This window comes from Mesorhizobium sp. ES1-3, from assembly GCF_020164795.1.
Classification (GTDB): Bacteria; Pseudomonadota; Alphaproteobacteria; order Rhizobiales; family Rhizobiaceae; genus Mesorhizobium.
On sequence record NZ_JAIUGW010000013.1, the window covers coordinates 14947 to 37900 of the forward strand.

Below are 22954 nucleotides of genomic sequence, written 5' to 3' on the forward strand. Positions count from 1 at the left end.
TCTATGCGGCCGCCAAGAGGCTGGCATTGCCACCCGCGGCGGTGGTGTCGACGCAGACCGCCCGCTCATGCGCATAGGCCGCCGGATTGAGCACCTCGCTGACCAGCGGCACGATCGGCCCGCTGCGCTCGGCGATGACCTTGCGCACGATGCGCGCCGCCTCAGGCGTGCCTGAAAAAGCAACGACATCGACGCGCAGCGAGCGCGCCTCGACAGGATCGGGGCGGCCGTCGATGGCCGCCAGCGGCAGGCCTTTCCCGGTCAATGCGGAGAGGGCAGCCGGGGCACCTGGCGCCACCGCCAGCACCGCATTGCCGGCGGCGAGCGCCTGGATGGTCTGCGCAAGCAGCGTGTCGGCGTCCGGCCCCAGGCACAGCACCCGGCCGCGCGGCGACAGCGACAGCGTGTTGGCTTCGCCGGTCGGGCCAGGCAAATCGACCTGGCCGAAATCGATGCCGGCAGCGGCACCGATCGCCGCCGCGCCCTTGCCGCGCAGATGCTTCCTCAGGATGGCGATCCGGTCCGGCCGTGTCGACCAGCCGCCAAGCGCCGGATCGGGCAGATTGTCGGCCAGTTCGGTCGCTGTCACCCTATGACCCTCGCCGACTTCCGTGCCGGCCTCCGGCCCCTTGCGGAAACGCCTGAGATAGTGCGGGCCGCCGGCCTTTGGCCCGGTGCCCGACAGCCCCTCGCCGCCAAATGGCTGCGAACCGACGACGGCGCCGATCTGGTTGCGATTGACGTAGATGTTGCCGGCATGGATGCCGTCGACGAAATGCTGCACGCGGCCCTCGATGCGCGTATGCAGGCCGAAGGTCAGGCCATAACCCTTGCGGTTGATGGCGGCGATGACGGCGTCGATCTGGTCGGCGTCGAAGGTCGCGACGTGCAGCACCGGCCCGAACACTTCGCGTTCCATCTCCTCGATGCCCTTGACGCGGAAGACGTGCGGCGCGACGAAGCGGCCGTCCTTAGGGGTTTCCAGCTTGGCGATCAGCCGCCCTTGCAGCCCCATCGTCGTGCAATAATCGCGGATCGAACTTTGCGCTTCATCGTCGATCACCGGCCCGACATCGGTCGAAATCCGCCAGGGATCGCCGACATTGAGTGCCTCCATGGCGCCCTTCAGCATCTCCAGCATCTTCTTCTCGACGTCTTTCTGCACATAGAGCACGCGCAGCGCCGAGCAGCGCTGGCCGGCGCTCTGGAACGCCGACGCCAGGATGTCGCGCACCGCCTGTTCGGGCAGTGCGGTGGAATCGACGATCATGGCATTGAGACCGCCGGTCTCGGCAATCAGCATGGCGTCCGGCGCGGCGGTCTCGGCCAGCTGTTTTTCGATCAGCTTGGCAACCTCGGTCGAGCCGGTGAAGCAGACGCCGGCAATACGCGGATCCGCTGTCAGCGGGCCGCCGACCGATGGGCCGTCGCCGGGCAGGAGCTGGATGACGTCTTCCGGCACGCCGGCCTCGTGCAGCATCTCGACGGCGCGGAAGGCGATCAGCGGCGTCTGCTCGGCCGGTTTGGCGATCACCGAATTGCCGGTGACGAGTGCTGCCGCGATCTGGCCGGTGAAGATGGCGAGCGGGAAATTCCACGGCGAAATGCACGCGATCGCGCCACGCGCTTGCGTGCCCGCCTCGGCATTCGCCGCCTCGGCGGCGTAGTAGCGCAGGAAGTCGACGGCCTCGCGCACCTCGGCAACGCCGTCGGCCAGCGATTTGCCGGCCTCGCGCGTGGCGAGCGCAAAGAACTCGACGGCATTGGCCTCGTAAAGGTCGGCCGCACGGTCAAGGATCGCGGCACGCTCGGCGACCGGCCGTTTTGCCCAGGCCGGCTGCGCCTCCACCGCGATGCGCACGGCGGTCGCGACTTGCTTGGCGGCGGCCTCGTGAACCGTGCCGACGACCTCGGAAGGCTTTGCCGGATTGACGATCTGGCGCTGCTTGCCGTAGCCGGCGGCGCGCGTGATCGGCTTGGCATGCCAGCGATCCGGCCCGGCAAAAGCCGCTTTGGCCTTGTCGATATCAGCCAGCGTCACCGTATCGGTAATGTCGAACCCTTTCGAGTTGCGACGGCCCGCGCCAAAAATCTGGGAAGGCCGGGCAATCGCCGGATTGGCGGCGGGACCCTGGTGTTCGACCGTTTCCAGTGGATCACGCGCGATGTCCTCCGGCTCGACCTCCTCGTCGGTCAGCTGATGCACGAAAGAGGAATTGGCGCCATTCTCCAGCAGGCGGCGGACCAGATAGGCAAGCAGGTCCGAATGCGCGCCAACCGGAGCATAGATGCGGCAGCGCGTGCCTTCGGCCTTGCGCACCGTTTCGTGCAGCGCCTCCCCCATACCGTGCAGGCGTTGGAATTCGAAGGTGTCGCGGTTGTCGGCCATCGACAGAATGGCGGCGACGGTGTGGGCATTGTGGGTGGCGAATTGCGGATAGATTCGATCGGTCATGCCAAGCAGTTTTTTCGCGCATGCGATGTAGGAAACGTCGGTGTTGGCCTTGCGCGTGAACACGGGATAGCCTGACAGCCCCAGCGTCTGCGCCCGCTTGATCTCGGTGTCCCAATAGGCGCCCTTGACCAGCCGAACCATGATGTTGCGATTGTACTTTTTGGCCAGCGCATAGAGCCAGTCGATGGTGAAAGCCGCGCGCGGGCCATAGGCCTGCACGACGACGCCAAAACCGTTCCAGCCGGCGAGCTCCGGCTCGGCCAGCACACGCTCGATGACGTCGAGCGACAGATCAAGGCGGTCCGCCTCCTCGGCGTCGATGTTGAGGCCCATCCGCGAATGTCTGGCCGCCAGAGCCAGCGACAGCAGCCGCTCGGCCATCACGGGCAGCATTTCTTCCTTCTGTGCCACCTCGTAGCGCGGATGCAGCGCCGAGAGCTTGACCGAGATGCCATGGTTGAAGCGGATATCGGGGCCGTTGGAGCCGGAATCGAGCGAGGAAATGGCGTCGGCATAGGCCTTGTGATAGCGCAAGGCGTCGGCTTCGGTGCGGGCAGCCTCGCCCAGCATGTCGAAGGAATAGAGGTAGCCCTTCTGGATCATCGGCCGGCCGCGCTTGACGGCTTCGGCGATGGTGCGGCCGAGTACGAACTGCTCGCCCATCTCGCGCATGGCGGCGGCCACCGCCTTGCGGATGACCGGTTCGCCAAGACGGCGCACCATCGAGCGCAGCGTGCCTTCGATGCCGCCCTCGCCTTCGTCGAGCACCCTGCCGGTCAGCATCAGCGCCCAGGTCGACGCGTTGACGAAGATCGAGCTCGAACCGCCTGAATGCGCCGACCAGTCGTGCGGCGCGATCTTGTCGGCGATGAGATCGTCCATCGTCTCGGTATCGGGCACGCGCAGCAGCGCCTCGGCCAGGCACATCAGCGCCACGCCTTCCTTGGTGGAGAGACCATAGGCGGAGAGGAAGACTTCCATCAGGCGGGGATCGGTGGAGCCCCGCACCGCCCGCACCAGGTCGGCCGCGCGGACCGAGATCGCCTTGCGGTCTCCTGCCGAAAGCCCGGTCGCCTCGGCTAATCGCTTAACCGCTGCGTCTTCGTCGGGCAAATAGTTGGCACGGATCTGCTGGCGGATGGCGTCGAGCGGCATGGCGGTCCTATGAGCAAGCATAAGGGAACGGGCCGGCGGTCACCGGACCGAATGGCGCAAGCTAGCACAAGTACCAGATTTCAGGCGGTCTGAAAAAATCGACAGCGTAGATCAATTGACCTATGATAGCGCTAAGAATCGCTGATTTAGGCTACAGTTTCGATGACAGAAGACCAATTGGACCGCATCGACAGGAACATCCTGTCGGCGCTGGCCGGCAATGGCCGGCTTTCCATGTCGGAACTGGCCGCCAAGGTTGGCCTGTCGAAGACACCGGTGCAGGCGCGGGTGAAGCGGCTGGAGAAGGACGGCTATATCAGGGGATACCAGGCGATCATCGACCGCGAGCGCATGGGCGAAGGCCATGTCGCCTTCGTCCAGGTGAAATTGTCGGACACCCGATCCGCCGCGCTCGATGCCTTCAACCGGTCCGTACAGGCCGTGCCGGAGATCGAGCAGTGCCACATGATGGCGTCGAGCTTCGACTATCTGTTGAAGGTCCGTACCCGGGACATCGCCGCCTACCGTCGCGTGCTCGGCGAGCGCATCTCGGCCCTGCCCCATGTCGCCCAGACCTCGACCTTCGTGGCGATGGAAACGGTGAAGGACCGGTAGACGCTTAATGGCCGGCGCGTGACTTCGGCTTGCCCGGCTCGAAGCTGATGCGCAATTTCGATCCGGTCGCCTTTGCGAAGCGCTGCAAGGTTCGGGTCGAGGGCATGTTTCGGCCGCTCTCCAGGCGAGCGATCACGGCTTGTGTAGTTCCCATGGCCGCAGCGACCTGTTCCTGAGTCATATCGGCGTCGCCTCGTGCCCTGATCAAGGCTTCGGCTATGGCGAATTCTTCCTCCAAGGCATCGTATTCGACAACGAATTGCGGGTCCTTGAACCACTCCTTGGCGGCGTCCTCGACTGAAATTGCTTTTCGGCTCATGGAACCTCCTTCGCTCGCTTTAGGGCAAGCTCGATCTCGTTTCGCGGCGTCTTCTGGGTCTTCTTGGCAAACACCCGCACCACAACCACGCGGCGTTCGAAAGCAGTGACATAGACCGCGCGAGCAATGCCATCCCGGCCCTTCATCCGCATTTCCCAGAGCGGGCCTTCCAGATGCTTCACATATGGTTCATGGACTTTCTGCAGCCCATGCACTTCGATCAGCCGCGATATCCGCAGAAAACTGGCGAGAATATCTTTTGGCTGGGCCTCCAGCTCCCGTCTCACCTCGACATTGAGAAACTCGACTGACCAGCTCATCGGGTTAGAACATATCTTTTTTGCAATATTTTTTCAACTGCCCTGCATGCGACTGACAGTCCTTGGCGTCATTGCGACAACGTCTTCAGGAAGGCCACCAGTGCGGCGCGCTCGCGGTCCGACAGCTCCAGTGGATGGATCTCGGATGTCCCCTCCACACTTGGCGCCGCTTTGGCGTAGCGCGCCACCACCTCGTCGAGCGATGAAAACTGCCCGGCATGCATGTAAGGCGGCCGCGTCGCCGCACCGCGCAGCGACGGCGTCTTGTAGGCGCGCACAAGTTCCGGCGCATCCTTGACCATGAAGCGTAGTTCGCCGCAGGCACTGGCGTCGCCATCGCGATAGGCGCCGAAGCAGTTGAACGGGTCGGCCTCGACCTGGGCCACTGCATCGACCCGCCCACGATCCGCCGGCAGGCCGGCAACCGGCGGCACACCCGTGTTGTGAAAACCGTTGTCGCTGAAGCGCGGGCCGTTGTGGCAGGTCACGCAATTGGCCTTGCCGATGAACAGTTTCAGCCCAAGAACTTCCTCCTTGGAAAAGACGGCGTCGCCTTTCGGCTCGGCGCCCGTGGCAAGGTCCAGCGCAAAGCGGTCGAAGCGCGTCGGCGCCGGCTCGATCGAGCGTTCGAAAGCGGCGATCGCCTTGCCTATATTGGCATAGACACGGTTGACGGCATCACGCTGCGCGCCGCTCATCGCGTTCCAGGCTGCCCTTTCCGCATCGTTTCCAAGCGGGCTGGCATTCGGCGGAATGCCAGACAAATCAGGCAATGGCCCGAAGATCCGCTCATAGCGTTCGCCGAAGCGTGTCTTCATGTAATGCGCATAGGCGGTGCGGTTTCCCGCCTGTTCCAACGGGTTTTCGAGCGGTGTCAGCGCCTGCGCCCACAGGCTGTCCCGACGTCCGTCCCAGAAGAACCAGGGGTCGCGCGCCACACCGGCCAGGGGCATGGTGCGCCGGTTGGTGCGGCCGACGGCCACCGCTTGCGGCAGGTCATCCTGGAACTGGCGGTCGATCTTGTGGCAGGTCGAGCAAGAAACCGTGCCATCCCGGCTCATCCCGACGTCGAAGAACAGCGTCGAGCCGAGTGCTGCGGCGGCTGGCACATCCGCAAAGCGATTGGTAGTGTCCGGCTTTAGCGCCGGCAGTGTGTTCAATGCCAGCGAAGCAATCGTTTTCTTCTCGGCGTCGGAAAAATCCGGCTTGCCGCAACCGGCAAGGATGGCCGCCACCGTCAGTGCCAAAAAGCAGAAAAAGCGCCTCATCAACCGCTCACAGCACCACGTTGAACAGCACAGTGTCGGAGCCCGCGCCGGACGATATGGCGAAACGCAGTTGCCACCAGCCGCTCATGGTGAATTTCACCCCTTCGATGCGGTAGCGTCCCTCGCCCAGATAGTCGGTCGCCTGAGGGCTGGTCGGCAGACCGTGATTGTGTTGCGGCATTCCGCCGGAGATGCCGATCGCGGCGCGCTCCACCGAAGCCCCTGTCTTTGTCTTCAGCGTCAGCAGCCAGGATTCCAGCTCGCCCTGCCGCACCACGCCCCGTTCCGGCACGAAGCTCGCTACATACAACCCGTTGTCGGTTTTCTTCGTCCGCGAGACATCCGGGCCGACGGGCTGTGCCGAATGCGGCGCGGTCAGATAAACGGCCGCCAGCACGCCGACCAGCAAAGCAGCCAGACCAAGACCCGCCAACAGATAACGCCATAACGATGCCAAACCGGTTCCTCTTCCGCGGATAACGTTCTGCCGGGCGGATCGCATCCCGCCAGCCTGTGGGAAAACGCTGTGGCGCAAAAATGCCTGCTTGCCAAGCATGGCGCTGCGGCCGGCAAAAAGCTACAGCACGCAAATCACTGGAGGATTGCAGATGGTCGGAAACGGCGTCGCCTCGATCGGCGAATGCATGCTGGAACTGTCGGGCCAGACCGGCCCGAACTGGCGCATGGGCTTTGCCGGCGACACGTTCAACACACTGTGGGCGCTGCATGCGCTGAGCGCTGACCGGCCGGCAACCTATGTCTCGGCTTTCGGCGACGACCCTTTCTCGCAAGGCCAGATCGCTTTCTTCGCCGAAAACGGCATCCGCATCGGTTCCAGCCCGGTCATACCGCGCGCACGCCCCGGCCTCTATGCGATCACGCTGACCGGCGCAGAGCGTTCCTTCACCTACTGGCGCGGCGACGCCGCCGCCAGGCAGCTCGCGTCGGATCCAGCAGCACTGTCGAAAAATCTGGAAAATCAGGCGCTTGTGTACTTTTCTGGAATCACCTTGGCAATTCTGGACGATGCCGCGCGCAAGACACTGCTTGCAGCGGTGACCAAGGCACGCGCGGCGGGCTCGCTGATCGCTTTTGATCCGAATTATCGGCCCCGGCTCTGGCGCCGCCGCGAAGATGCGCAGGCAGCGATCGTCGCGGCGCTTGCCGTCACCGACATCGCATTGCCGACCTTCCCGGACGAGCAAATGCTGTTCGGTGATGAGACACCGCAGGCGACCGCTGATCGCCTCGGTCAATTGGTCAAGGAGGTCGTGGTCAAGAACGGCGAAGCGCCGGCCTTGATTGCCGATGGTGGAGCGTTGCGGGAGGTCGCCGCAATCCATGTCGCGATGCCCGTGGACACGACAGGTGCCGGGGATTCCTTCAACGGCGGCTATCTCGCCGCACGGCTTGCCGGGTTTGGTCCGACGGATGCTGTCCGGCACGCGCACCGCGTTGCCGCCGCCGTCGTGCAGGTCCGTGGCGCACTGGCGCCGTTCGAAACGCTGCGGGCGGCGTTCGGCAGGTCCTGAAAAAAGCTAACCCTGCCGGAAGCGATATTCCGTCACGTGGTGGTAGATTGCGCCCGGCCATAGCGTCGCCTGCGGAAAATAGGGCCGGTTCGGCGCGTCGGGCCATATCTGCGGCTCCAGGCAGAAGCCGCTGAAGGCCTTGTAATTTCGTCCTTCCAGGCCGGTGCGTGGCGTCACATATTGGCCGGTATAGAGCTGAACACCAGGCTCCGTGGTCCAGACTTCCATCTCGACGCCGGAATTCGCCCCTTGCACCCACGCTGCCTGCTTGAGCGGCCCGCGTGTCGCGGCCAGGCAGAAATTCTGGTCGTAGGGAAGCTGCTCACCCTCGGTCTCCATGCGCAGCGGCCGCGCCTGGCGAAAATCGAAAGGCGTGCCGTCGACCGGCTTGACCACGCCGGTCGGGATCATGTCGCCGTCGACAGGCAGATAGGCGCCGGCGTTCAGCATCATCCTGTGGTCGAGAATGTCGCCCGTGCCGCCATCATCGAGGTTGAAGTAGGAATGCTGGGTGAGATTGCACGGCGTCGGCTCCTCGCAGGTCGCCGTCAGTTCGACGCTGAGCGTGCCGGGAATTTTCAGCCGGTAGGTGCAGGTCACGTCGAGCGCGCCGGGAAAGCCCATCGCGCCATCGGGATCATGCAGCGTCAGCGTGACGAAGTCCCTACCATGCAGTGAAACCGTCCATGGCCGGTGGGAGTAGCCTTGCGAGCCGCCATGCAGCGTATGCTTGTCCAGGAAGTTGCGCTCGGTCTGGTAGCGGTTGCCGCCAATCGTGAAGCGGCCGTCGCCGATGCGGTTGGCGTAGCGCCCAACCACGGCCCCGAAGAAGCCAGTGTCGGTCTCATAGGCCTCCAGATTGCTGTAGCCGAGGACCAACGGCGCATCATGCCCGGTCAGGCGAAGGTCCTGGACGATGGCGCCAAGCCCGATGATGTTGGCGGCGAGGCCGCCGCCCCTGATGGTGAAGCGGCGGATCGGTTCGCCCGCCTGCGTCGTGCCGAAAACCTCGCCGTCCTTCATCATCATGCCCGCAAATGCCAGTGGATCCAAAGGACTTCGGCTGGTTGTTCAGCCCTGAGGCAGGTTACAAGCCTGCCCCAGCACCAGCCTATCAGAGGCCGAGGCCGCCGATGCACACATATTTGGTATCGAGGTAGTCCTCAATGCCCTGATGTCCGCCTTCCTTGCCAAGTCCGGATTCCTTGACGCCGCCGAACGGTGCCTCCGGGGTGGTGATGAGGCCTTCATTGACGCCGACCATGCCGTATTTCAGGCCTTCCATGACCCGGAAGGCGCGGCCGAGATCACCGGTATAGAAATAGCAGGCAAGGCCGAACTCGGTGTCGTTGGCAAGAGCGACGGCCTCTTCCTCGGTTTCGAACTTGAACACGGGTGCGACCGGGCCAAAGATCTCTTCCTTCATGAAGCGCATTTTCGGCGTCGCGTTGGCGATGACCGTCGGCTGGAAGAATGAGCCGCCGAGCGCGTGGCGATGACCGCCTGCGACGACCTTGCCGCCCTTCGAAGTGGCATCGGCGATCAGCTCCTCGACCTTCTCGACCGCCTTCTCGTCGATCAGTGGCCCCTGCTGGACGCCCTCTTCGAGGCCGGAACCGACCTTCAGTCCGTTGCTGGCCGCGGCGAGCTTCTCGACGAACTTGTCGTAAACGCCGGCCTGGACGAGGAAGCGGTTGGTGCAGACGCAGGTCTGGCCGGAATTGCGGTATTTGGCGGTGATCGCGCCGGCCACCGCGCGATCGATGTCGGCGTCGTCGAAGACGATGAACGGCGCGTTGCCGCCGAGTTCCATAGACACCTTCTTGACGGTGACCGACGATTTCTGGATCAGGATCTTGCCGACCTCGGTCGAGCCGGTGAAGGTGATCTTCTTGACCAGCGGATTGGCGCAGATCTCGTCACCGATCTCGCCGGCGGCGCCCGTCAGGATGTTGACGACGCCCTTGGGAAAGCCCACTTCCTCGGCCAGCGCGCCCCAGGCGAGGCCGGAATACGGCGTCTGCGAGGCCGGCTTGACGACGGCGGTGCAGCCTGCGGCAAGTGCGGGACCGAGCTTGCGGGCCAGCATCGAGGACGGGAAATTCCACGGCGTGATGGCGGCGATGACGCCGACCGGTTCCTTGGTCACCAGGATGCGGCGGTCCGCCCATGGCGAGGGCACGACGTCGCCGTAAGTGCGGCGGCCTTCTTCGGCGAACCACAGGATGTAGGCGGCAGCCGAACCGATCTCGCCCTTGGATTCGAACAGCGACTTGCCCTGCTCGATGGTGAGCAGTTCGGCCAGCACGTCCTGATTGTCCATCATCGCGTCATGCAGCTTGCGCAGCAGCTTGGAGCGCTCGAGCGCGGTCGTCTTGCGCCAGGTCTTGAAAGCTTCGTCGGCGGCCTCGATGGCGCGGCGTGTCTCGGCCTTGCCCGACTTCGGCACCGTGCCGATCTTGAGGCCGGTAGCCGGATTGTTCACATCGACCGTCTGGCCGCTGTCGGCCTGCACCCACTCGCCGTTGATGAGATTGGCCTGGCGCATGAAATGGCTGGTTTTCTGAAGCATGGTCTAGCCTCCGTTCGGCGCTCACGGGCCGCTATCTGGATGTCTTCGGTAAAGCGCAGGCAGGGCCGCACGCTGGAGCCATTGCTCTTAACCTAGGGAAAGCCCCGCAAGCAATCGCAAGATGGCATATAGGGGTTGGACCAGCGCAAGGCGAGAGCGAGTGGCACACGCGTCGTCAACTCACCCGAAAACATGCAGGACCACCGTCAGCCAGATAGCGGTCGTGAGGACCGCGCAGGCGGTCGCGATGGTCATCTGGTTCGACGCCAGTGCCTGGCCGGTGTTGAACTGGACGGCGATGAGATAGGAGTTGATGCCGGAGGGCAGCGCCGCCACCACGACCGCCACCTTGGCCGTCAACGGCGGCAGGCCGAGCAGCCAGACGAAGGCAAGAACCAGCGCCGGCATCAGGAACAGCTTCAGCACCGAGAGCGCCAGCGCCGGCCGGACATTGCCCGATATGCCGAAGCGGCGCAGGCTGAGCCCCATGGCGAACAGCGCCACCGGCCCGGCCGTATTCGCCAGCGCATCGACCAGCCGCATGACGAGACCGGGCAGCGGCACGCCGCTGAGCCGCCACGCCAGCCCCAGGAGAATGCCGATGATCAGCGGGTTGATGAACAGCCGTCTCAGGAAGCTCCGCAGGACCCGCAACGGGTGCACATGTTCGCCGTTGCCCCGGCCGAACATCTCGAACAGCACGATCGACGCCATCATCATGATCGGCAGATGCACCGAGACCAGCAGCGACAGCACTTCGAAGCCGCTCGGACCGAATATCCCAAGGATGAAGGGGGCACCGAGCAGCACGATATTGGAATAGGCCGACGACACCCCGCCGACCACCCCGGCGCGCGCATCGCGACCGAAGATCCGCGTGGTGACGGCATGGCCCGCCGCCCAGGTGATCGCCGCGGCCGTGAAATAGGCGCCCCATAGCGGCCAAGGCGCCACGCCGTGGAAATCCGCCTTGACCATGGTCTGGAACAGGAGCAGCGGCATTGCCACCGAGACCGCGAAGTCGGATATCCCCTCGCCGCTCGCCGGCCTCAAATAGCCTGTGAGCCCAGCGAGATAGCCGAGCGCGACAAGACTGAAGACGAACAGGACGGTTTCGGTGAGCGGAGACATTTTTCAGGGATAGGCGACCCACGGTCGCGGCGCAATCGCGCCCGAATTTGATCATCGTCGGCAGGCAAGCTTTACCGAAGCCGGCTACACGATCCCCATGCCGCTCACCGACCAGAAGATCGATCTGGTGAAGCAGCAGCTCGCCAAAAAGTGAGGCATGAGACGCGGCCGACGCCTGGCTTGTCTTTGTGCCCGCTTTCCAATCCCTATATGCGAATGGTTGGGACCCGATGCGGACTCATGGAAGGGGTGGCGATGATCCGGTTAGCCTTGGCGTTGTTCCTGCTTGTGGTCCCCGCCGCCGCGCACGCGACGGACGCCGGCTGGGCGCTGCTGCGCGACGGCGGCCATGTCGTGCTGCTGCGCCACGCCATGGTCACCGGCACCACCGACCCCGCCAATTTCGACATCGGCAATTGCGCCACCCAGGTCAATCTGTCGGCGCGCGGCAAGCAGCAGGCAAGCAAGATCGGCGCCCTGTTTGCCGCCCGCGCGGCTCCCATCGAGCGCATTCTGTCCAGCCGCTATTGCCGCTGCCTCGACACGGCACGCACCGCCTTCGAGGCCGAGCCGGAGCCTTTTCCACCGCTCGACCTCCTGAAGGGCGACGATGCACAGAAAGCAGCGCAGATCGCCGCCATCATGAAGGAAATCCGCGCCTATTCCGGCTCCGACAATCTGGTCCTGGTCACCCATCTGGAAAACATCGTGGCGCTCACGGGCGTCGCGCCGCGCGAGGGCGAGGCGGTGGTCGTCGAACCGCAGGGCGACGGCCTGCGCGTGCTTGGCCGCGTCACCTTCTGAGGCTGCAGCTCCCGATTGCAGACGCGGCCTCCAGCGTTGCCAAAATGCCACACCGAAAAGAAGCCGCGAATTCGACATGTCAATGCCGCTTGCGACAACCCGTCGCAGGGGCTATAGGCGCGCTCCCGGTCACGAAAACCGAAGCGAGCACAACGGTTGGAGCTTTCGTCTCCGCCCGTGCAGGCGGCTTTGCCGCCCTGTGTACGGCGCCGCTTTGGGGATTGGGATCGCGGATGTAGCTCAACTGGGAGAGCGCCGGACGTAATCCGGAGGTTGTGGGTTCGAGTCCCGTCGTCTGCACCACGGATAGCTCAGCTGGGAGAGCATCAGACTCATAATCTGACTGTCGAAGGTTCGATTCCTTCTCCATTGGCCTGATAAGCCAGCACCTACCAGGTGTTATCTGAAACGGTCCGGGGACTGGAATGCTGAAGACCTAACGGACGGCCAAAGCCTTCGGGCCAAGGCCGTATCGAAAGGTCTGACGCCATCGGCTCGCGGCCAGGCTCGCGGTGATGGTCAAGGCGCAACGTCGCCGGCAACGGAGACTTTTGGCCTCCGGCGCCCGCTTCACTGCCCCGCGATCCGCTCCCGAGGACCCGCCACGGATTGATGCCACCAGTCCCCGGATCATTCGTGCCGGAATTGGAAGTGACACGAGAAACGAAGGGAAGATCGACGCATGACGTGACGCCTCGCATGGGAACATGCCCGACAGGAGTAAGACAATGATGACCATTCTCGACAAGGTTCTTGGACGCGAGCGCGTCCTCGTAAAGGAAAACGAACGTGCCCTCACCCTCTACAAGGGAGAGATCAAGGCTGTCCTGCTGCCGGGTGAGCACTTGCTCGCCAACCGGAACCAGAGCCTTGAGGTGTCCCGGCACGATCTGAAGAACCCGGAATTCGTTTCGGCGTACGAGAAGGCGTTGTTCGACAAGCTCCCGGACGTGGCCGCGCGTCATTTCACCGTCGTCCGCACCGGGCGCACGGAGGTCGCAATCATCGAGCGTGACGGCAACCTCCATTCCGTGCTGGCGCCGGACCGCAAGCTGGTGCTGTGGACCGATGCCGGACCGTGGAAGGTGACGATGATCGAAACGTCGGCCGATCTTGCCATCGATCCGGCGGTCATGCGCCGGCTCGGCCAGGCCCGGAAGGCGGAGTTGATGTCCGTCCATCCGGTTCTGGATGGTCAGGCCGGATTGCTGTTCGTCGACGGTGTCCTTGTGCGGACGCTTGCCGCTGGCGTGCACGGCTTCTGGAACGTCGGACGGATGGTGCAGATCAAGGTCGTCGACCTCAAGCGCCAGTCGCTCGACGTCGCCGGGCAGGAAGTGCTGACCAGGGATCGCGTCACGATCCGCGTCAACATCGCCGCCGAATACCGGGTCGTCGATCCGGTCAAGGCGGTGAGCGCGGTGAAGGACTTCTCCGAGGCCCTCTACCGTGCCCTGCAATACGCCTTCCGCAAGACGTTGGGCGCGCTCACCCTCGACCAGATCCTTGAAAAGAAGGTGACGGTCGACGAAGAGGCGGCGGCCAAGGTCCGGGCCGACATGGCCGAGATCGGGGTCGAGGTCAGCGATATCGCGCTCAAGGATGTCATCTTGCCGGGCGAGATGCGCGAGATCCTCAACCAGGTGGTTTCGGCCGAAAAGCAGGCCGAGGCCAATGTCATCCGCCGCCGCGAGGAGACGAACGCCACGCGTTCCCTGCTCAACACGGCCAGGGTGATGGCGGAGAACCCGGTGATGCTGCGGCTGAAGGAGCTCGAGGCTCTGGAAACCATCGCCGGCAAGGTCGAGCGGCTGACCGTCCACAACGGAACGGGCGGGCTGTTGAACGACCTGGTCAAGCTCCGCGACGGCTGAGCTTACGCTGCGTCAATGGAAGGGCCGCCGGGTCAACCGGCGGCCCTTCTTGCATTTCCTGGGCGCCCTGCCCATCTGCGCCCGGCTTATCAGGCCTTTTCCTGCCGGAAAAAACCGATTAGACAGCGCCCAAACGAATGCGGACAGATTCCACCCGCAAAGAAGGAAAAGCCCCTTGTCCACCACGAACTCCACCACGTTCGACAAAGTCGCGAAGATCATTGCCGACACCAGCGAGATCGATATCGACACCATCACGCCCGAGAGCCATACCATTGACGATCTCGGTATCGACAGCCTCGACTTCCTCGACATCGTCTTCGCCATCGACAAGGAATTCGGCATCAAGGTGCCGTTGGAAAAGTGGACCCAGGAAGTCAATGACGGCAAGGCTTCGACCGATGATTACTTCGTCATGAGGAACCTGTGCGCCAAGATCGACGCGCTGGTTGCCGCCAAGACCGCCTGAGGTCATCAGGACGCGTGACTTGACGCGCTCCGTCGCCTGACCCACAAAGCCGCCCATGAGCAGCCCCCACGACGTCGTCATCACTGGTATCGGCCTTGTTTCCTCGCTGGGGGAAGGTCCCGACGCCCATTGGCAGAAGCTGGCGCAACCCGGCCGGGAGCCGGTGCTCGAAGCCGTGCGCTTTGCACCCTACACCGTCCATCCGCTGCCCGAGATCGACTGGAACCTTCAGATCGCCAAGCGCGGCGATCAGCGCCAGATGGAGACATGGCAGAGGCTCGGCACCTATGCCGCCGGACTTGCGCTGGACGATGCCGGCATCAAGGGCAATGACGAACTCTGCACGACCATGGACATGGTTGTGGCGGCCGGCGGCGGCGAGCGCGACGAAGCGGTCGACGCCGACATTCTCGCCGCTTCGGAAAACCGCAACGACCGCGACGTGCTGCTCAACGAGAAGCTGACCACCGAGCTGCGCCCAACGCTGTTCCTGGCGCAGCTGTCCAATCTGCTGGCCGGCAACATCTCCATCGTCCACAAGGTGACGGGGTCCTCGCGCACCTTCATGGGCGAGGAAGGCGCCGGCGTCGCCGCCGTCGAGACCGCGGCCGCGCGTATCCGCTCCGGCCAGTCGACGCACATCCTGGTCGGCGGCGCCTTCCAGACCGAACATTCCGACATGCTGCTCGGCTATGAGCTTGCCGGTTATCTGCATCGCGGCCCGTGGAAGCCTGTCTGGCAAAGGCAGGGCGCCGAGGGCGGCGGCGTGGTGTCGGGTTCCGGCGGCGCCTTCCTGGTGCTTGAGCAGCGCGAACACGCGGCAAGCCGCGGGCGCAAGATTTACGCCGAGCTCGGACAAGTCGTGTCCGGCCGCGCCAGACGGTCGCGCGGAGAACTCGACGCCGGGATCGCCGCTTTGCTCAAGCAGGCGTCGCCTGGCGGCAAGTTGCTCGCCATGTCGGGCGCGTCCGGCGCACATGCGGCAACCATTGCCGAGAAAGCGGCGCTCGACGCCAATCCGGCAATCGCCGCGCGCGGCTTCTCGACGCTGACCGGGCATATGAAGGAAGCACAGTTCCCATTCGCCGTGGCGCTGGCGGCATTGGCTGTCGACCGCAAGGCCGCCTACCCTGTTTTTGACGCTACGGCCGAAAAGCCATTCGAAGGCATTCCCGCGAGCGTCCTTGCAACGGCGATCGGCTATCACCAATTCGAGGGCATGGCGCTGGTCAACGCTGCCTGAGGCGGCGTTTCGCGATCATGCCGCAGAGATAAGAGGGGCTCCCGGATGGCCAATTTCAGAGATCACATGGGCAGGCCCGTTGTCGCCGTCACCGGCATCGGGGTGGTGACCTCGCTCGGCGTCGGCAAATCGGATAACTGGGCAGCGCTGACTTCGGGCAAGTCGGGCATCCACCCGATTACCCGGTTCCCGGTCGATCACCTCAACACGCGCATCTCCGGCATGGTCGACTTTCTTGCATCGAGTTCGAAGGGCGCCAGCCCCCTCACCTACGAACTGGCCGAGACGGCCGCGAGCGAGGCCGTGGCCGAATCCGGCCTTGATTCGAGCGATTTCGGCGGTCCTCTCTTCCTTGCCTCACCGCCGGTCGAACTCGACTGGCACGAGCGCTTCGCGCTCTACAATTCCGACAAGCAGGATTCCGGCGCCGAAAGGCTGCTGCGCGTGGCGCGCGGCCTGAAGGAACTCGATGTCTTCGAAACCACCCAATTCGGCTCGATCGCCGACCGGCTCGCCGACCGGTTCGGCACGCGCGGCCTGCCAATCACGCTCTCGACGGCTTGCGCGTCCGGCGCTACCGCCATCCAGCTCGGCGTCGAGGCGATCCGTCGTGGCGAATGCGACCGGGCGCTGTCGATCGGCGCCGATGGCTCCGCGACCGCCGAGGCGTTGATCCGATTCTCGCTGCTGTCGGCTCTCTCCACCCACAACGACAATCCGGAAAAGGCTTCCAAGCCGTTTTCCAAGGACCGTGACGGCTTCGTCTTGGCGGAGGGGTCCGGCGCTCTGGTGCTGGAATCGCTGGAGGCGGCACTTGCTCGTGGGGCTGTCGTTCTCGGCATCCTCAGCGGTTGTGGCGAAAAGGCCGACGATTTCCACCGCACCCGCTCCAAGCCGGACGGTTCGCCGGCGATTGCCGCTGTCCGGGCGGCACTTGCCGACGCGGGCCTCGGCCAGGACGAGATCGACTATGTCAACGCCCATGGCACCTCGACGCCGGAAAACGACAAGATGGAGCACCTGTCGCTGTCGACGGTGTTTGGCGAGCGCATCGGCTCGATGCCCATCTCGTCCAACAAGTCGATGATCGGCCATACACTGTCGGCGGCGGGCGCGGTCGAAGCGGCGTTTTCGCTGATGACGATGCGCGAAAGCGTCATTCCCCCGACCATCAACTATGATAATCCCGACCCCGCGATCGTGCTCGACGTCGTGCCGAACAAGAAGCGCGATGCGCAGGTTCGCACCGTTCTGTCGAACTCCTTCGGCTTCGGTGGCCAGAACACTTGCCTTGTCATGGCACGGGAACCGGTCTAAGCGAGCCCTTTCCGCTTAACAGAACCGACAGGCTCCATGCGCGCACTGCAACTTATCGAGGACCGCCGCCTTGAGACGGTGGACCTGCCGCCCCCGCCGCCCCCTGCGCTTGGCGAAGTCACGCTGCGCATCAAGGCTGTGGCGCTGAACCATATCGACGTCTGGGGCTGGCGTGGCATGGCCTTCGCCAAGCGCAAGCTGCCGCTGGTCGTCGGCGCCGAGGCCTCCGGCGAGGTCGAGACGGTCGGTCCCGGCGTTTCCAGCCTGCTGCCCGGACAATTGGTGTCGATCTACGGCGCTCGCACCTGCGGCCTCTGCCGTGCCTGCCGCGAAGGCCGCGACAATCTGTGCGAACATGTTTCTGGCGTTCACGGCTTCCATCTCGACGGCTTCGCGCAGGAGAAGATCAACCTGCCGGCGCGCCTGCTGGTCCCCGCCCCGCCCGGCGTGACCGATATCGGGGCCGCGGTGGCGCCCGTTACTTTCGGCACCGTCGAGCACATGCTGTTCGACAATGCCAGGCTGCAGCCCGGCGAGACGATCCTCGTCCATGCCGGCGGATCGGGCATCGGCTCGGCGGCTATCCAGTTGGCCAAGCGGATGGGCTGCACGATCATCACCACGGTCGGTTCGAACGACAAGGTCGACAAGGCCAAGGCGCTCGGCGCCGACCATGTCATCAACTACCGCGACGATCGCTTCGAAGGCGTCGTGCGCAAGCTGACGAAGAAGAAGGGCGTCGACGTCGTGTTCGAACATGTCGGCGCCGACACCTTTGCCGGCTCGATGCTGTGCCTGAAGCGCGGTGGCCGACTGGTGACCTGCGGCTCGACCTCGGGCGTGTCGACGCAGATCAACCTGATGCAGCTCTTCCAGCAGCAGTTGAAACTGCTCGGATCCTTCGGTTGCCGCATGGAGAACATGGCCAACGCCATGCAGAAGATGGCCGCGGGACAAGTCGCGCCGGTCATCGACACCGAGGTTGGCTTCGACGATATCGATGCCGCGTTGAAGCGCATGGAAGGCCGCCACGTCTTCGGCAAGATCATCCTGCGCGTCGCCTAGAGCCTCGATTTCCGTGCTCAAGAAGCTTCGCCGGGATCTGAAATTTCGCTATGGCAGGCAACTGCGCCAGGTGAATTACTGGCTTGTCGCGCGCGCGGCGATGGTGATCATGTCGCTGCTGCGCCTGCTGCCGGTCGACAGCGCGCTGAATTTTGCCGACCGCACGGCTCGCCTCATCGGCCCAAGGGTCGGACGCCACCAGGTCGCCATCGACAATCTGCGCAAGGCCTATCCGAAAAAGAGCGACGGCGAAATCCAGGCTATCGCTTCCGACATGTGGGGCAACATGGCCCGCCTTGCCGCCGAATATATCTTCCTCGACGCCCTGTTCGACTATGACCCCGCTGCCGGCAAGCCGGGTCGGATCGAGGTCAAGGGAACAGAGCATTTCGTCGAGATCGCGGCCGAGAAGCAGCCGCACATCGTCTTCACCGGCCATCTCGGCAATTTCGAGCTGCTGCCGGTGGCGGCCGCGACCTTCGGAATGAACATCACGGCGCTGTTTCGCCCGCCCAACAACCCCTACCTTGCCGACTACATCCTTTCGACAAGGCGATCGACCATGGGAGGCTTGCTGCCTTCGATGGCCGGTGCATCGTTCGCGCTCGCGGGGGTCTTGGAGAATGGCGGCAATATCGGCATTCTCGTCGACCAGAAATTCTCCAACGGCCTGGACACCACCTTCTTCGGCCGTCCCTGCCAGAGCAACCGCGTACTCGGCACCCTTGCCCGCCACTATGACTGCGATGTCTACCCGGCGCGTTGCGTCAGGTTACCGGGGAACCGCTTCCGGCTCGAGATCGAGGACAAGCTGGTCCTGCCGCGCACCGCCGACGGGAGCGTCGACGTGCATGCCACCACCCAGATGCTGAACGACGTCGTCGAGCGCTGGGTGCGCGAGGATCCCGGCCAGTGGATGTGGTTCCACAAAAGGTGGGAGATCAGCAACTGGCGGCGCAAGAAGCGCGCCAAGCCGGTTCCCGTCTCAAATACCTGAGCAAAGGCGGCGGCGAGAAACGCGAGTCTCTATACCGGACCACCAAGCCAATATCAGCGAACCGCCAATCGCCTAATTGGTGACGACAATGCGCGTATTGCCGAATCCGACTTCCCGCACCATCGCATAGAAGGTCGCGGCGTTGGCCGTATGCAGCCGTACGCATCCGTGCGACGCCGGACGTCCAAGCTGCCGCACCGCACCCGTGCCATGAATTGCGTAGCCACCATGGAAGAATACGGAATATGGCATCGGCGACATGTGGTATTTTTTCGAATACCACATCCGTGCGGTCCGCTGCGGCCGGTAGGTGCCGCGCGGCGTGAAATAACCTGGACGCGCCGTGGACACCGTCCACCGGTAAACCTCCAGGCCATATCTCACTGTCATAGTCTGCGATGACACATCGATCTTTGCTTCAAGCATCGCCGCCTGGCTCCCCACAGATGTGCCAAACAACGCGGTTGCCAGCACGGCGGCCGCAAGTAAAAACTTCTTCATGCGATCAAACCCCTTTTTGCCCCTTGCCTGCCCGCCATCACGTTCTTTTTCACCTTCTTAATGGCGGCGAACGGATAACACACATTCCTTGACCAATTCGCCAATCCAAAGCAGCGAATTTGAACGATTTCCCGCGATAGTTGCCGCAAGGACACGCTGCACGGTCTGATCGACGGGCTTGCAAAACCGTGGCGATCGCTGCTCAACTCGCGGCATGAACGAGCGACTCCTCGAGGCAATCGATAGCAGGCGCGACGAGTTGGTGGGGCTGACCGCCGACCTGATCCGCTTTCCGACCATCAATCCACCGGGCGAAGCCTACCGACCATGCGCCGAATACATCGGCGCGCGGCTAAGGAAGCGCGGCTTCGAGACCGAGTTCATCCGCGCCGAAGGCACGCCCGGCGACACCGATCGCTATCCGCGCGTCAATGTCGTTGCCCGTTTCGACGGCCGGTCACCCGGCGCCTGCGTCCACTTCAATTCGCATATCGACGTGGTCGAGGCTGGCGAAGGCTGGACCGTGGATCCCTTTGCCGGCGTCATCAGGGACGGCAAGGTCTATGGGCGCGGCGCCTGCGACATGAAGGGCGGCCTCGCCGCCTCCATCATCGCTGTCGAAGCCTTCATGGAGGTCTTCCCCGACTTTCCCGGCGCCATCGAGATTTCGGGCACGGTCGATGAGGAGTCCGGCGGCTTCGGCGGCGTCGCCCATCTGGCCGGGCTCGGCTATTTCTCGAAACCCAGGGTCGACCATGTCATCATTCCTGAACCATTGAACAAGGACCGCATCTGCCTTGGCCATCGCGGCGTCTGGTGGGCTGAGATCGAGACCAAGGGCGAGATCGCGCACGGCTCGATGCCGTTTCTCGGCGACAATGCGGTGCGCCACATGGGCGCCGTCCTGCGAGCCTTCGAGGACGAGTTGTTTCCGGCGCTCGACCGCAAGACGACGCGCATGCCGGTGGTGCCGGAAGGCGCCAGGCGCTCGACCATGAACATCAATTCCATCCATGGCGGCCAGACCGAGGATTTCCGGCCCGGCCTGCCCTCGCCCAACGTGCCCGATTCCTGCCGGCTGACCATCGACCGCCGCTTCCTGCTCGAGGAGGATCTGGCCACGGTCAAAAGCGAAGTGACCGGCATTCTCGAACGGCTGAAGCGCGAGCGCAAAAAATTCGACTACGAAATCCGCGACCTGATGGAAGTGCTGCCGCTGATGACCGAGCGCGACGCACCCGTGGTCAAGGCGGTGGCGCAAGGCATTCATGCGATCTTCGACCGCGAGCCCGACTACGTCATTTCGCCAGGCACCTACGACCAGAAGCATATCGCCCGTATCGGCCATATCTACGACTGCATCGCCTATGGCCCGGGCATTCTCGACCTTGCCCACCGGCCGGACGAATGGGTCGGCATATCGGACATGGTGGAATCGGCCAAGGTGATGGCGATCGGGCTCAACGTGCTGCTGCGTGGTACAGTCGCTGGATAATGTCCGCACACGGCCAAGCTTGGATCGATCGGCGAGGCCGCCGGGAGAAAGACATTCCCGGCCCTGCCGCCGCGCAGCACGAAACGCAATTTACTCCCGCGCGAAATCACGCTTCTATCCCTTAGGTTTGAGCGCATGTTTGAGCTGATAGGGAGAGTCGCGCGATGAAATTGTGGAAAACCATTCTGGCCGCCGCGGTCGTGCTGATGCTGGCCGCAGGCACTCAGGCGTTCGCGGCGCGGACCGACCTGGTCATCGGCATTCCGCTCGAACCGCCGCATCTCGATCCGACCGCGGGTGCGGCGGCCGCGATCGACGAGGTGCTTTACGCCAATGTCTTCGAAGGGCTGACGCGCATCGGCCCGAAGGGTGAGGTGCTGCCGGATCTGGCCGAAAGCTGGACCATTTCCGATGACGGCAAGGTCTACACCTTCAAGCTGCACACCGGCGTCAAATTCCACGACGGCGCCGATTTCAGCGCCGACGACGTGAAATTCTCGCTCGACCGGGCCCGCGCCGACAATTCGGTCAATGCGCAGAAGGGCCTGTTCGCGGCCATCGACAAGGTCGAGATCATCGATCCCGCAACGGTCAAGGTCACGCTGAAGAACCCGCAAGGGTCCTTCCTCTACAATATGGGCTGGGGCGACGCGGTGATGGTGTCGCCGAAATCCGCCGAAACCAACAAGGAGAAACCGATCGGCACCGGCCCGTTCAAGTTCCAGAACTGGGCCAAGGGATCATCGATCACCCTGGTAAAAGCAGACCATTACTGGGGCGCTCCGGTTTTCCTCGACAAGGTCGAGTTCCGCATCGTCCCGGATGCCGCGGCCTATGTGCCGGCGCTGCTGTCCGGCGACATCCAGGCCTTCCCCTTTTTCGATCCCGACAGCCTGGCACAGGTCAAGGACGACCCGCGGTTCAAGGTGGTGATCGGCTCGACCGAGGGCGAGACCATCCTGGCGATCAACAACAAGAAGCCGCCTTTCGACAAGCTGCAGGTCAGGCAGGCGATCTCCTACGCGCTCGACCGCAAGGCGATCATCGACGGCGCCTCGGCCGGCCTTGGCCTGCCGATCGGCTCGCACATGTCGCCAGCCAACAAGGACTATGTCGACCTCACCGGCCTCTATCCGCACAATGTCGACAAGGCCAAGGAGTTGCTGAAGGAAGCCGGGCTGGAGAACGGCTTCAAGGCGACGTTGAAACTGCCGCCGCCCAGCTATGCACGGCTGGGTGGCGAGATCATCGCCTCGGAACTTCGCGATGTCGGCATCAACCTCGAGATCATCCCGGTCGAATGGGCGCAGTGGCTGGACCAGGTGTTCACCAAGAAGGACTACGACCTGACCATCGTCTCACACACCGAACCCAACGACATCGATATCTATTCGCGCAAGGACTACTACTTCAACTACGACAACCCGACCTTCGACAAGATAATCGCCGACCTCAACCTCACCTCCGACGAAACCAAGCGCAAGGAACTGCTTGGCGAGGCACAGAAGATCTTGGCCGACGACGCCGTGGTCGGCTTCCTCTACGAATTGCCCAAGGTTGGCGTTTGGGACGCCAAATTGCAGGGCCTGTGGGAGAACGCGCCGATCCAGGCCAATGATCTCACCAAGGTGAAATGGAGCGAGTGAGGCTTGTGGTGCGGCAGCGGTTGCGCGGGACTTCCCTTCTTCCCTTGTGGGAGAAGGTGGATTGGCGCAAAGCGCCAAGACGGATGAGGGGTGCTGGAACAAACTCAACCTGCAATTCGTCCAGCACCCCTCATCCGACCTCGCTTCGCGAGGCCACCTTCTCCCACAAGGGGAGA

The 22954-nt window shown here is 63.6% G+C and carries 20 protein-coding genes and 2 tRNA genes; 13 read left to right on the top strand and 9 right to left on the bottom strand.

Going from position 1 to position 22954, the window contains the following annotated elements:
• Position 1: 1 nt before the first annotated feature.
• A complete protein-coding gene (gene putA / locus LB536_RS18370; RefSeq protein ID WP_224595233.1) occupies positions 2–3610 on the bottom strand; it encodes a bifunctional proline dehydrogenase/L-glutamate gamma-semialdehyde dehydrogenase PutA in 3609 nt (1202 codons plus the stop codon).
• 162 nt (positions 3611–3772) lie between these two features.
• Here putA and LB536_RS18375 point away from each other — a divergent pair, with 162 nt between their 5' ends.
• Positions 3773–4225 (top strand): Lrp/AsnC family transcriptional regulator, encoded by a 453-nt coding sequence (locus LB536_RS18375; protein ID WP_027046935.1) that lies wholly within the window; start codon positions 3773–3775, stop codon positions 4223–4225.
• Between the two features lie 4 nt (positions 4226–4229).
• Here LB536_RS18375 and LB536_RS18380 read toward each other — a convergent pair whose 3' ends face one another.
• The 4 genes from LB536_RS18380 to LB536_RS18395 form a co-directional block, all read right to left on the bottom strand.
• Entirely contained in the window at positions 4230–4544 is a 315-nt protein-coding gene (locus tag LB536_RS18380; protein ID WP_140758293.1) for a helix-turn-helix domain-containing protein, read from the bottom strand.
• Positions 4541–4864, bottom strand: coding sequence for a type II toxin-antitoxin system RelE/ParE family toxin (locus LB536_RS18385; protein ID WP_140758292.1), 324 nt, complete (start codon positions 4862–4864; stop codon positions 4541–4543). The genes LB536_RS18380 and LB536_RS18385 overlap by 4 nt, the downstream gene beginning before the upstream one ends.
• Positions 4865–4932: 68 nt before the next feature.
• Positions 4933–6132, bottom strand: a complete 1200-nt coding sequence (locus LB536_RS18390; protein WP_224595235.1) for a cytochrome-c peroxidase — start codon at positions 6130–6132, stop codon at positions 4933–4935.
• Positions 6133–6139: 7 nt separating this feature from the next.
• Entirely contained in the window at positions 6140–6589 is a 450-nt protein-coding gene (locus LB536_RS18395) for a FixH family protein (RefSeq protein WP_224595429.1), read from the bottom strand.
• A 151-nt stretch (positions 6590–6740) separates the two neighbouring features.
• Here LB536_RS18395 and LB536_RS18400 point away from each other — a divergent pair, with 151 nt between their 5' ends.
• The gene (locus LB536_RS18400) at positions 6741–7664 is read left to right on the top strand and encodes a sugar kinase (RefSeq protein ID WP_224595237.1); all 924 of its coding nucleotides are present in this window, start codon (positions 6741–6743) and stop codon (positions 7662–7664) included.
• A gap of 6 nt (positions 7665–7670) precedes the next feature.
• Here the strand turns inward: LB536_RS18400 and LB536_RS18405 are convergent, their stop codons facing one another.
• From LB536_RS18405 to LB536_RS18415, 3 genes are all read right to left on the bottom strand, one after another.
• Entirely contained in the window at positions 7671–8693 is a 1023-nt protein-coding gene (locus tag LB536_RS18405; protein WP_224595239.1) for an aldose epimerase family protein, read from the bottom strand.
• An 85-nt stretch (positions 8694–8778) separates the two neighbouring features.
• Positions 8779–10236 carry an NAD-dependent succinate-semialdehyde dehydrogenase gene (locus tag LB536_RS18410; RefSeq protein WP_140758288.1) on the bottom strand — a complete coding sequence of 486 codons (1458 nt, stop codon included), beginning with the start codon at positions 10234–10236 and terminating at the stop codon, positions 8779–8781.
• 180 nt (positions 10237–10416) lie between these two features.
• Entirely contained in the window at positions 10417–11367 is a 951-nt protein-coding gene (locus tag LB536_RS18415; RefSeq protein WP_224595240.1) for an AEC family transporter, read from the bottom strand.
• A 255-nt stretch (positions 11368–11622) separates the two neighbouring features.
• On the opposite strand from LB536_RS18415, the gene LB536_RS18420 reads away from it, so the two are divergent.
• The 9 genes from LB536_RS18420 (at position 11623) to LB536_RS18460 (ending at position 19136) form a co-directional block, all read left to right on the top strand.
• Positions 11623–12171 carry a histidine phosphatase family protein gene (locus LB536_RS18420; RefSeq protein WP_140813159.1) on the top strand — a complete coding sequence of 183 codons (549 nt, stop codon included), beginning with the start codon at positions 11623–11625 and terminating at the stop codon, positions 12169–12171.
• A gap of 229 nt (positions 12172–12400) precedes the next feature.
• Positions 12401–12474, top strand: a tRNA-Tyr gene (locus tag LB536_RS18425).
• Between the two features lie 2 nt (positions 12475–12476).
• Positions 12477–12544: transfer RNA gene (locus tag LB536_RS18430), tRNA-Met, on the top strand.
• Between the two features lie 358 nt (positions 12545–12902).
• Positions 12903–14045 (top strand): slipin family protein, encoded by a 1143-nt coding sequence (locus LB536_RS18435; RefSeq protein WP_224595431.1) that lies wholly within the window; start codon positions 12903–12905, stop codon positions 14043–14045.
• Positions 14046–14220: 175 nt separating this feature from the next.
• Complete coding sequence (locus LB536_RS18440) at positions 14221–14514, top strand: acyl carrier protein (RefSeq protein ID WP_140813160.1); 294 nt, start codon at positions 14221–14223, stop codon at positions 14512–14514.
• A 55-nt stretch (positions 14515–14569) separates the two neighbouring features.
• Positions 14570–15757: a beta-ketoacyl-ACP synthase gene (locus tag LB536_RS18445; RefSeq protein ID WP_224595242.1), complete on the top strand. Its 1188-nt coding sequence runs from the start codon at positions 14570–14572 to the stop codon at positions 15755–15757.
• Between the two features lie 45 nt (positions 15758–15802).
• A complete protein-coding gene (locus LB536_RS18450) occupies positions 15803–17074 on the top strand; it encodes a beta-ketoacyl-ACP synthase (protein ID WP_224595244.1) in 1272 nt (423 codons plus the stop codon).
• 36 nt (positions 17075–17110) lie between these two features.
• Positions 17111–18139 carry a zinc-binding dehydrogenase gene (locus tag LB536_RS18455; RefSeq protein ID WP_224595246.1) on the top strand — a complete coding sequence of 343 codons (1029 nt, stop codon included), beginning with the start codon at positions 17111–17113 and terminating at the stop codon, positions 18137–18139.
• Positions 18140–18152: 13 nt separating this feature from the next.
• Positions 18153–19136 carry a lipid A biosynthesis lauroyl acyltransferase gene (locus tag LB536_RS18460; RefSeq protein WP_224595248.1) on the top strand — a complete coding sequence of 328 codons (984 nt, stop codon included), beginning with the start codon at positions 18153–18155 and terminating at the stop codon, positions 19134–19136.
• A gap of 72 nt (positions 19137–19208) precedes the next feature.
• Here LB536_RS18460 and LB536_RS18465 read toward each other — a convergent pair whose 3' ends face one another.
• On the bottom strand, positions 19209–19637 hold the full coding sequence (locus tag LB536_RS18465; RefSeq protein WP_224595250.1) for a L,D-transpeptidase: 429 nt from the start codon (positions 19635–19637) through the stop codon (positions 19209–19211).
• A 214-nt stretch (positions 19638–19851) separates the two neighbouring features.
• Here LB536_RS18465 and LB536_RS18470 point away from each other — a divergent pair, with 214 nt between their 5' ends.
• Both LB536_RS18470 and LB536_RS18475 read left to right on the top strand, forming a co-directional pair.
• Entirely contained in the window at positions 19852–21132 is a 1281-nt protein-coding gene (locus LB536_RS18470) for an acetylornithine deacetylase/succinyl-diaminopimelate desuccinylase family protein (RefSeq protein ID WP_224595252.1), read from the top strand.
• Between the two features lie 164 nt (positions 21133–21296).
• The gene (locus tag LB536_RS18475; protein WP_224595255.1) at positions 21297–22778 is read left to right on the top strand and encodes an ABC transporter substrate-binding protein; all 1482 of its coding nucleotides are present in this window, start codon (positions 21297–21299) and stop codon (positions 22776–22778) included.
• The last annotated feature ends 176 nt before the right edge of the window (positions 22779–22954 follow it).

Excerpts from the sequence above, each read along its gene's own strand:
- LB536_RS18385 (WP_140758292.1), bottom strand. The coding sequence starts at position 4,864 with ATGAGCTGGTCAGTCGAGTTTCTCAATGTCGAGGTGAGACGGGAGCTG.
- LB536_RS18410 (WP_140758288.1), bottom strand. The coding sequence starts at position 10,236 with ATGCTTCAGAAAACCAGCCATTTCATGCGCCAGGCCAATCTCATCAAC.
- LB536_RS18450 (WP_224595244.1), top strand. The coding sequence starts at position 15,803 with ATGGCCAATTTCAGAGATCACATGGGCAGGCCCGTTGTCGCCGTCACC.
- LB536_RS18465 (WP_224595250.1), bottom strand. The coding sequence starts at position 19,637 with ATGAAGAAGTTTTTACTTGCGGCCGCCGTGCTGGCAACCGCGTTGTTT.
- LB536_RS18470 (WP_224595252.1), top strand. The coding sequence starts at position 19,852 with ATGAACGAGCGACTCCTCGAGGCAATCGATAGCAGGCGCGACGAGTTG.
- putA (WP_224595233.1), bottom strand. The coding sequence starts at position 3,610 with ATGCCGCTCGACGCCATCCGCCAGCAGATCCGTGCCAACTATTTGCCC.
- LB536_RS18420 (WP_140813159.1), top strand. The coding sequence starts at position 11,623 with ATGATCCGGTTAGCCTTGGCGTTGTTCCTGCTTGTGGTCCCCGCCGCC.
- LB536_RS18375 (WP_027046935.1), top strand. The coding sequence starts at position 3,773 with ATGACAGAAGACCAATTGGACCGCATCGACAGGAACATCCTGTCGGCG.
- LB536_RS18405 (WP_224595239.1), bottom strand. The coding sequence starts at position 8,693 with ATGATGATGAAGGACGGCGAGGTTTTCGGCACGACGCAGGCGGGCGAA.
- LB536_RS18380 (WP_140758293.1), bottom strand. The coding sequence starts at position 4,544 with ATGAGCCGAAAAGCAATTTCAGTCGAGGACGCCGCCAAGGAGTGGTTC.
- LB536_RS18435 (WP_224595431.1), top strand. The coding sequence starts at position 12,903 with ATGACCATTCTCGACAAGGTTCTTGGACGCGAGCGCGTCCTCGTAAAG.
- LB536_RS18390 (WP_224595235.1), bottom strand. The coding sequence starts at position 6,132 with ATGAGGCGCTTTTTCTGCTTTTTGGCACTGACGGTGGCGGCCATCCTT.
- LB536_RS18475 (WP_224595255.1), top strand. The coding sequence starts at position 21,297 with ATGAAATTGTGGAAAACCATTCTGGCCGCCGCGGTCGTGCTGATGCTG.
- LB536_RS18445 (WP_224595242.1), top strand. The coding sequence starts at position 14,570 with ATGAGCAGCCCCCACGACGTCGTCATCACTGGTATCGGCCTTGTTTCC.
- LB536_RS18400 (WP_224595237.1), top strand. The coding sequence starts at position 6,741 with ATGGTCGGAAACGGCGTCGCCTCGATCGGCGAATGCATGCTGGAACTG.
- LB536_RS18455 (WP_224595246.1), top strand. The coding sequence starts at position 17,111 with ATGCGCGCACTGCAACTTATCGAGGACCGCCGCCTTGAGACGGTGGAC.
- LB536_RS18415 (WP_224595240.1), bottom strand. The coding sequence starts at position 11,367 with ATGTCTCCGCTCACCGAAACCGTCCTGTTCGTCTTCAGTCTTGTCGCG.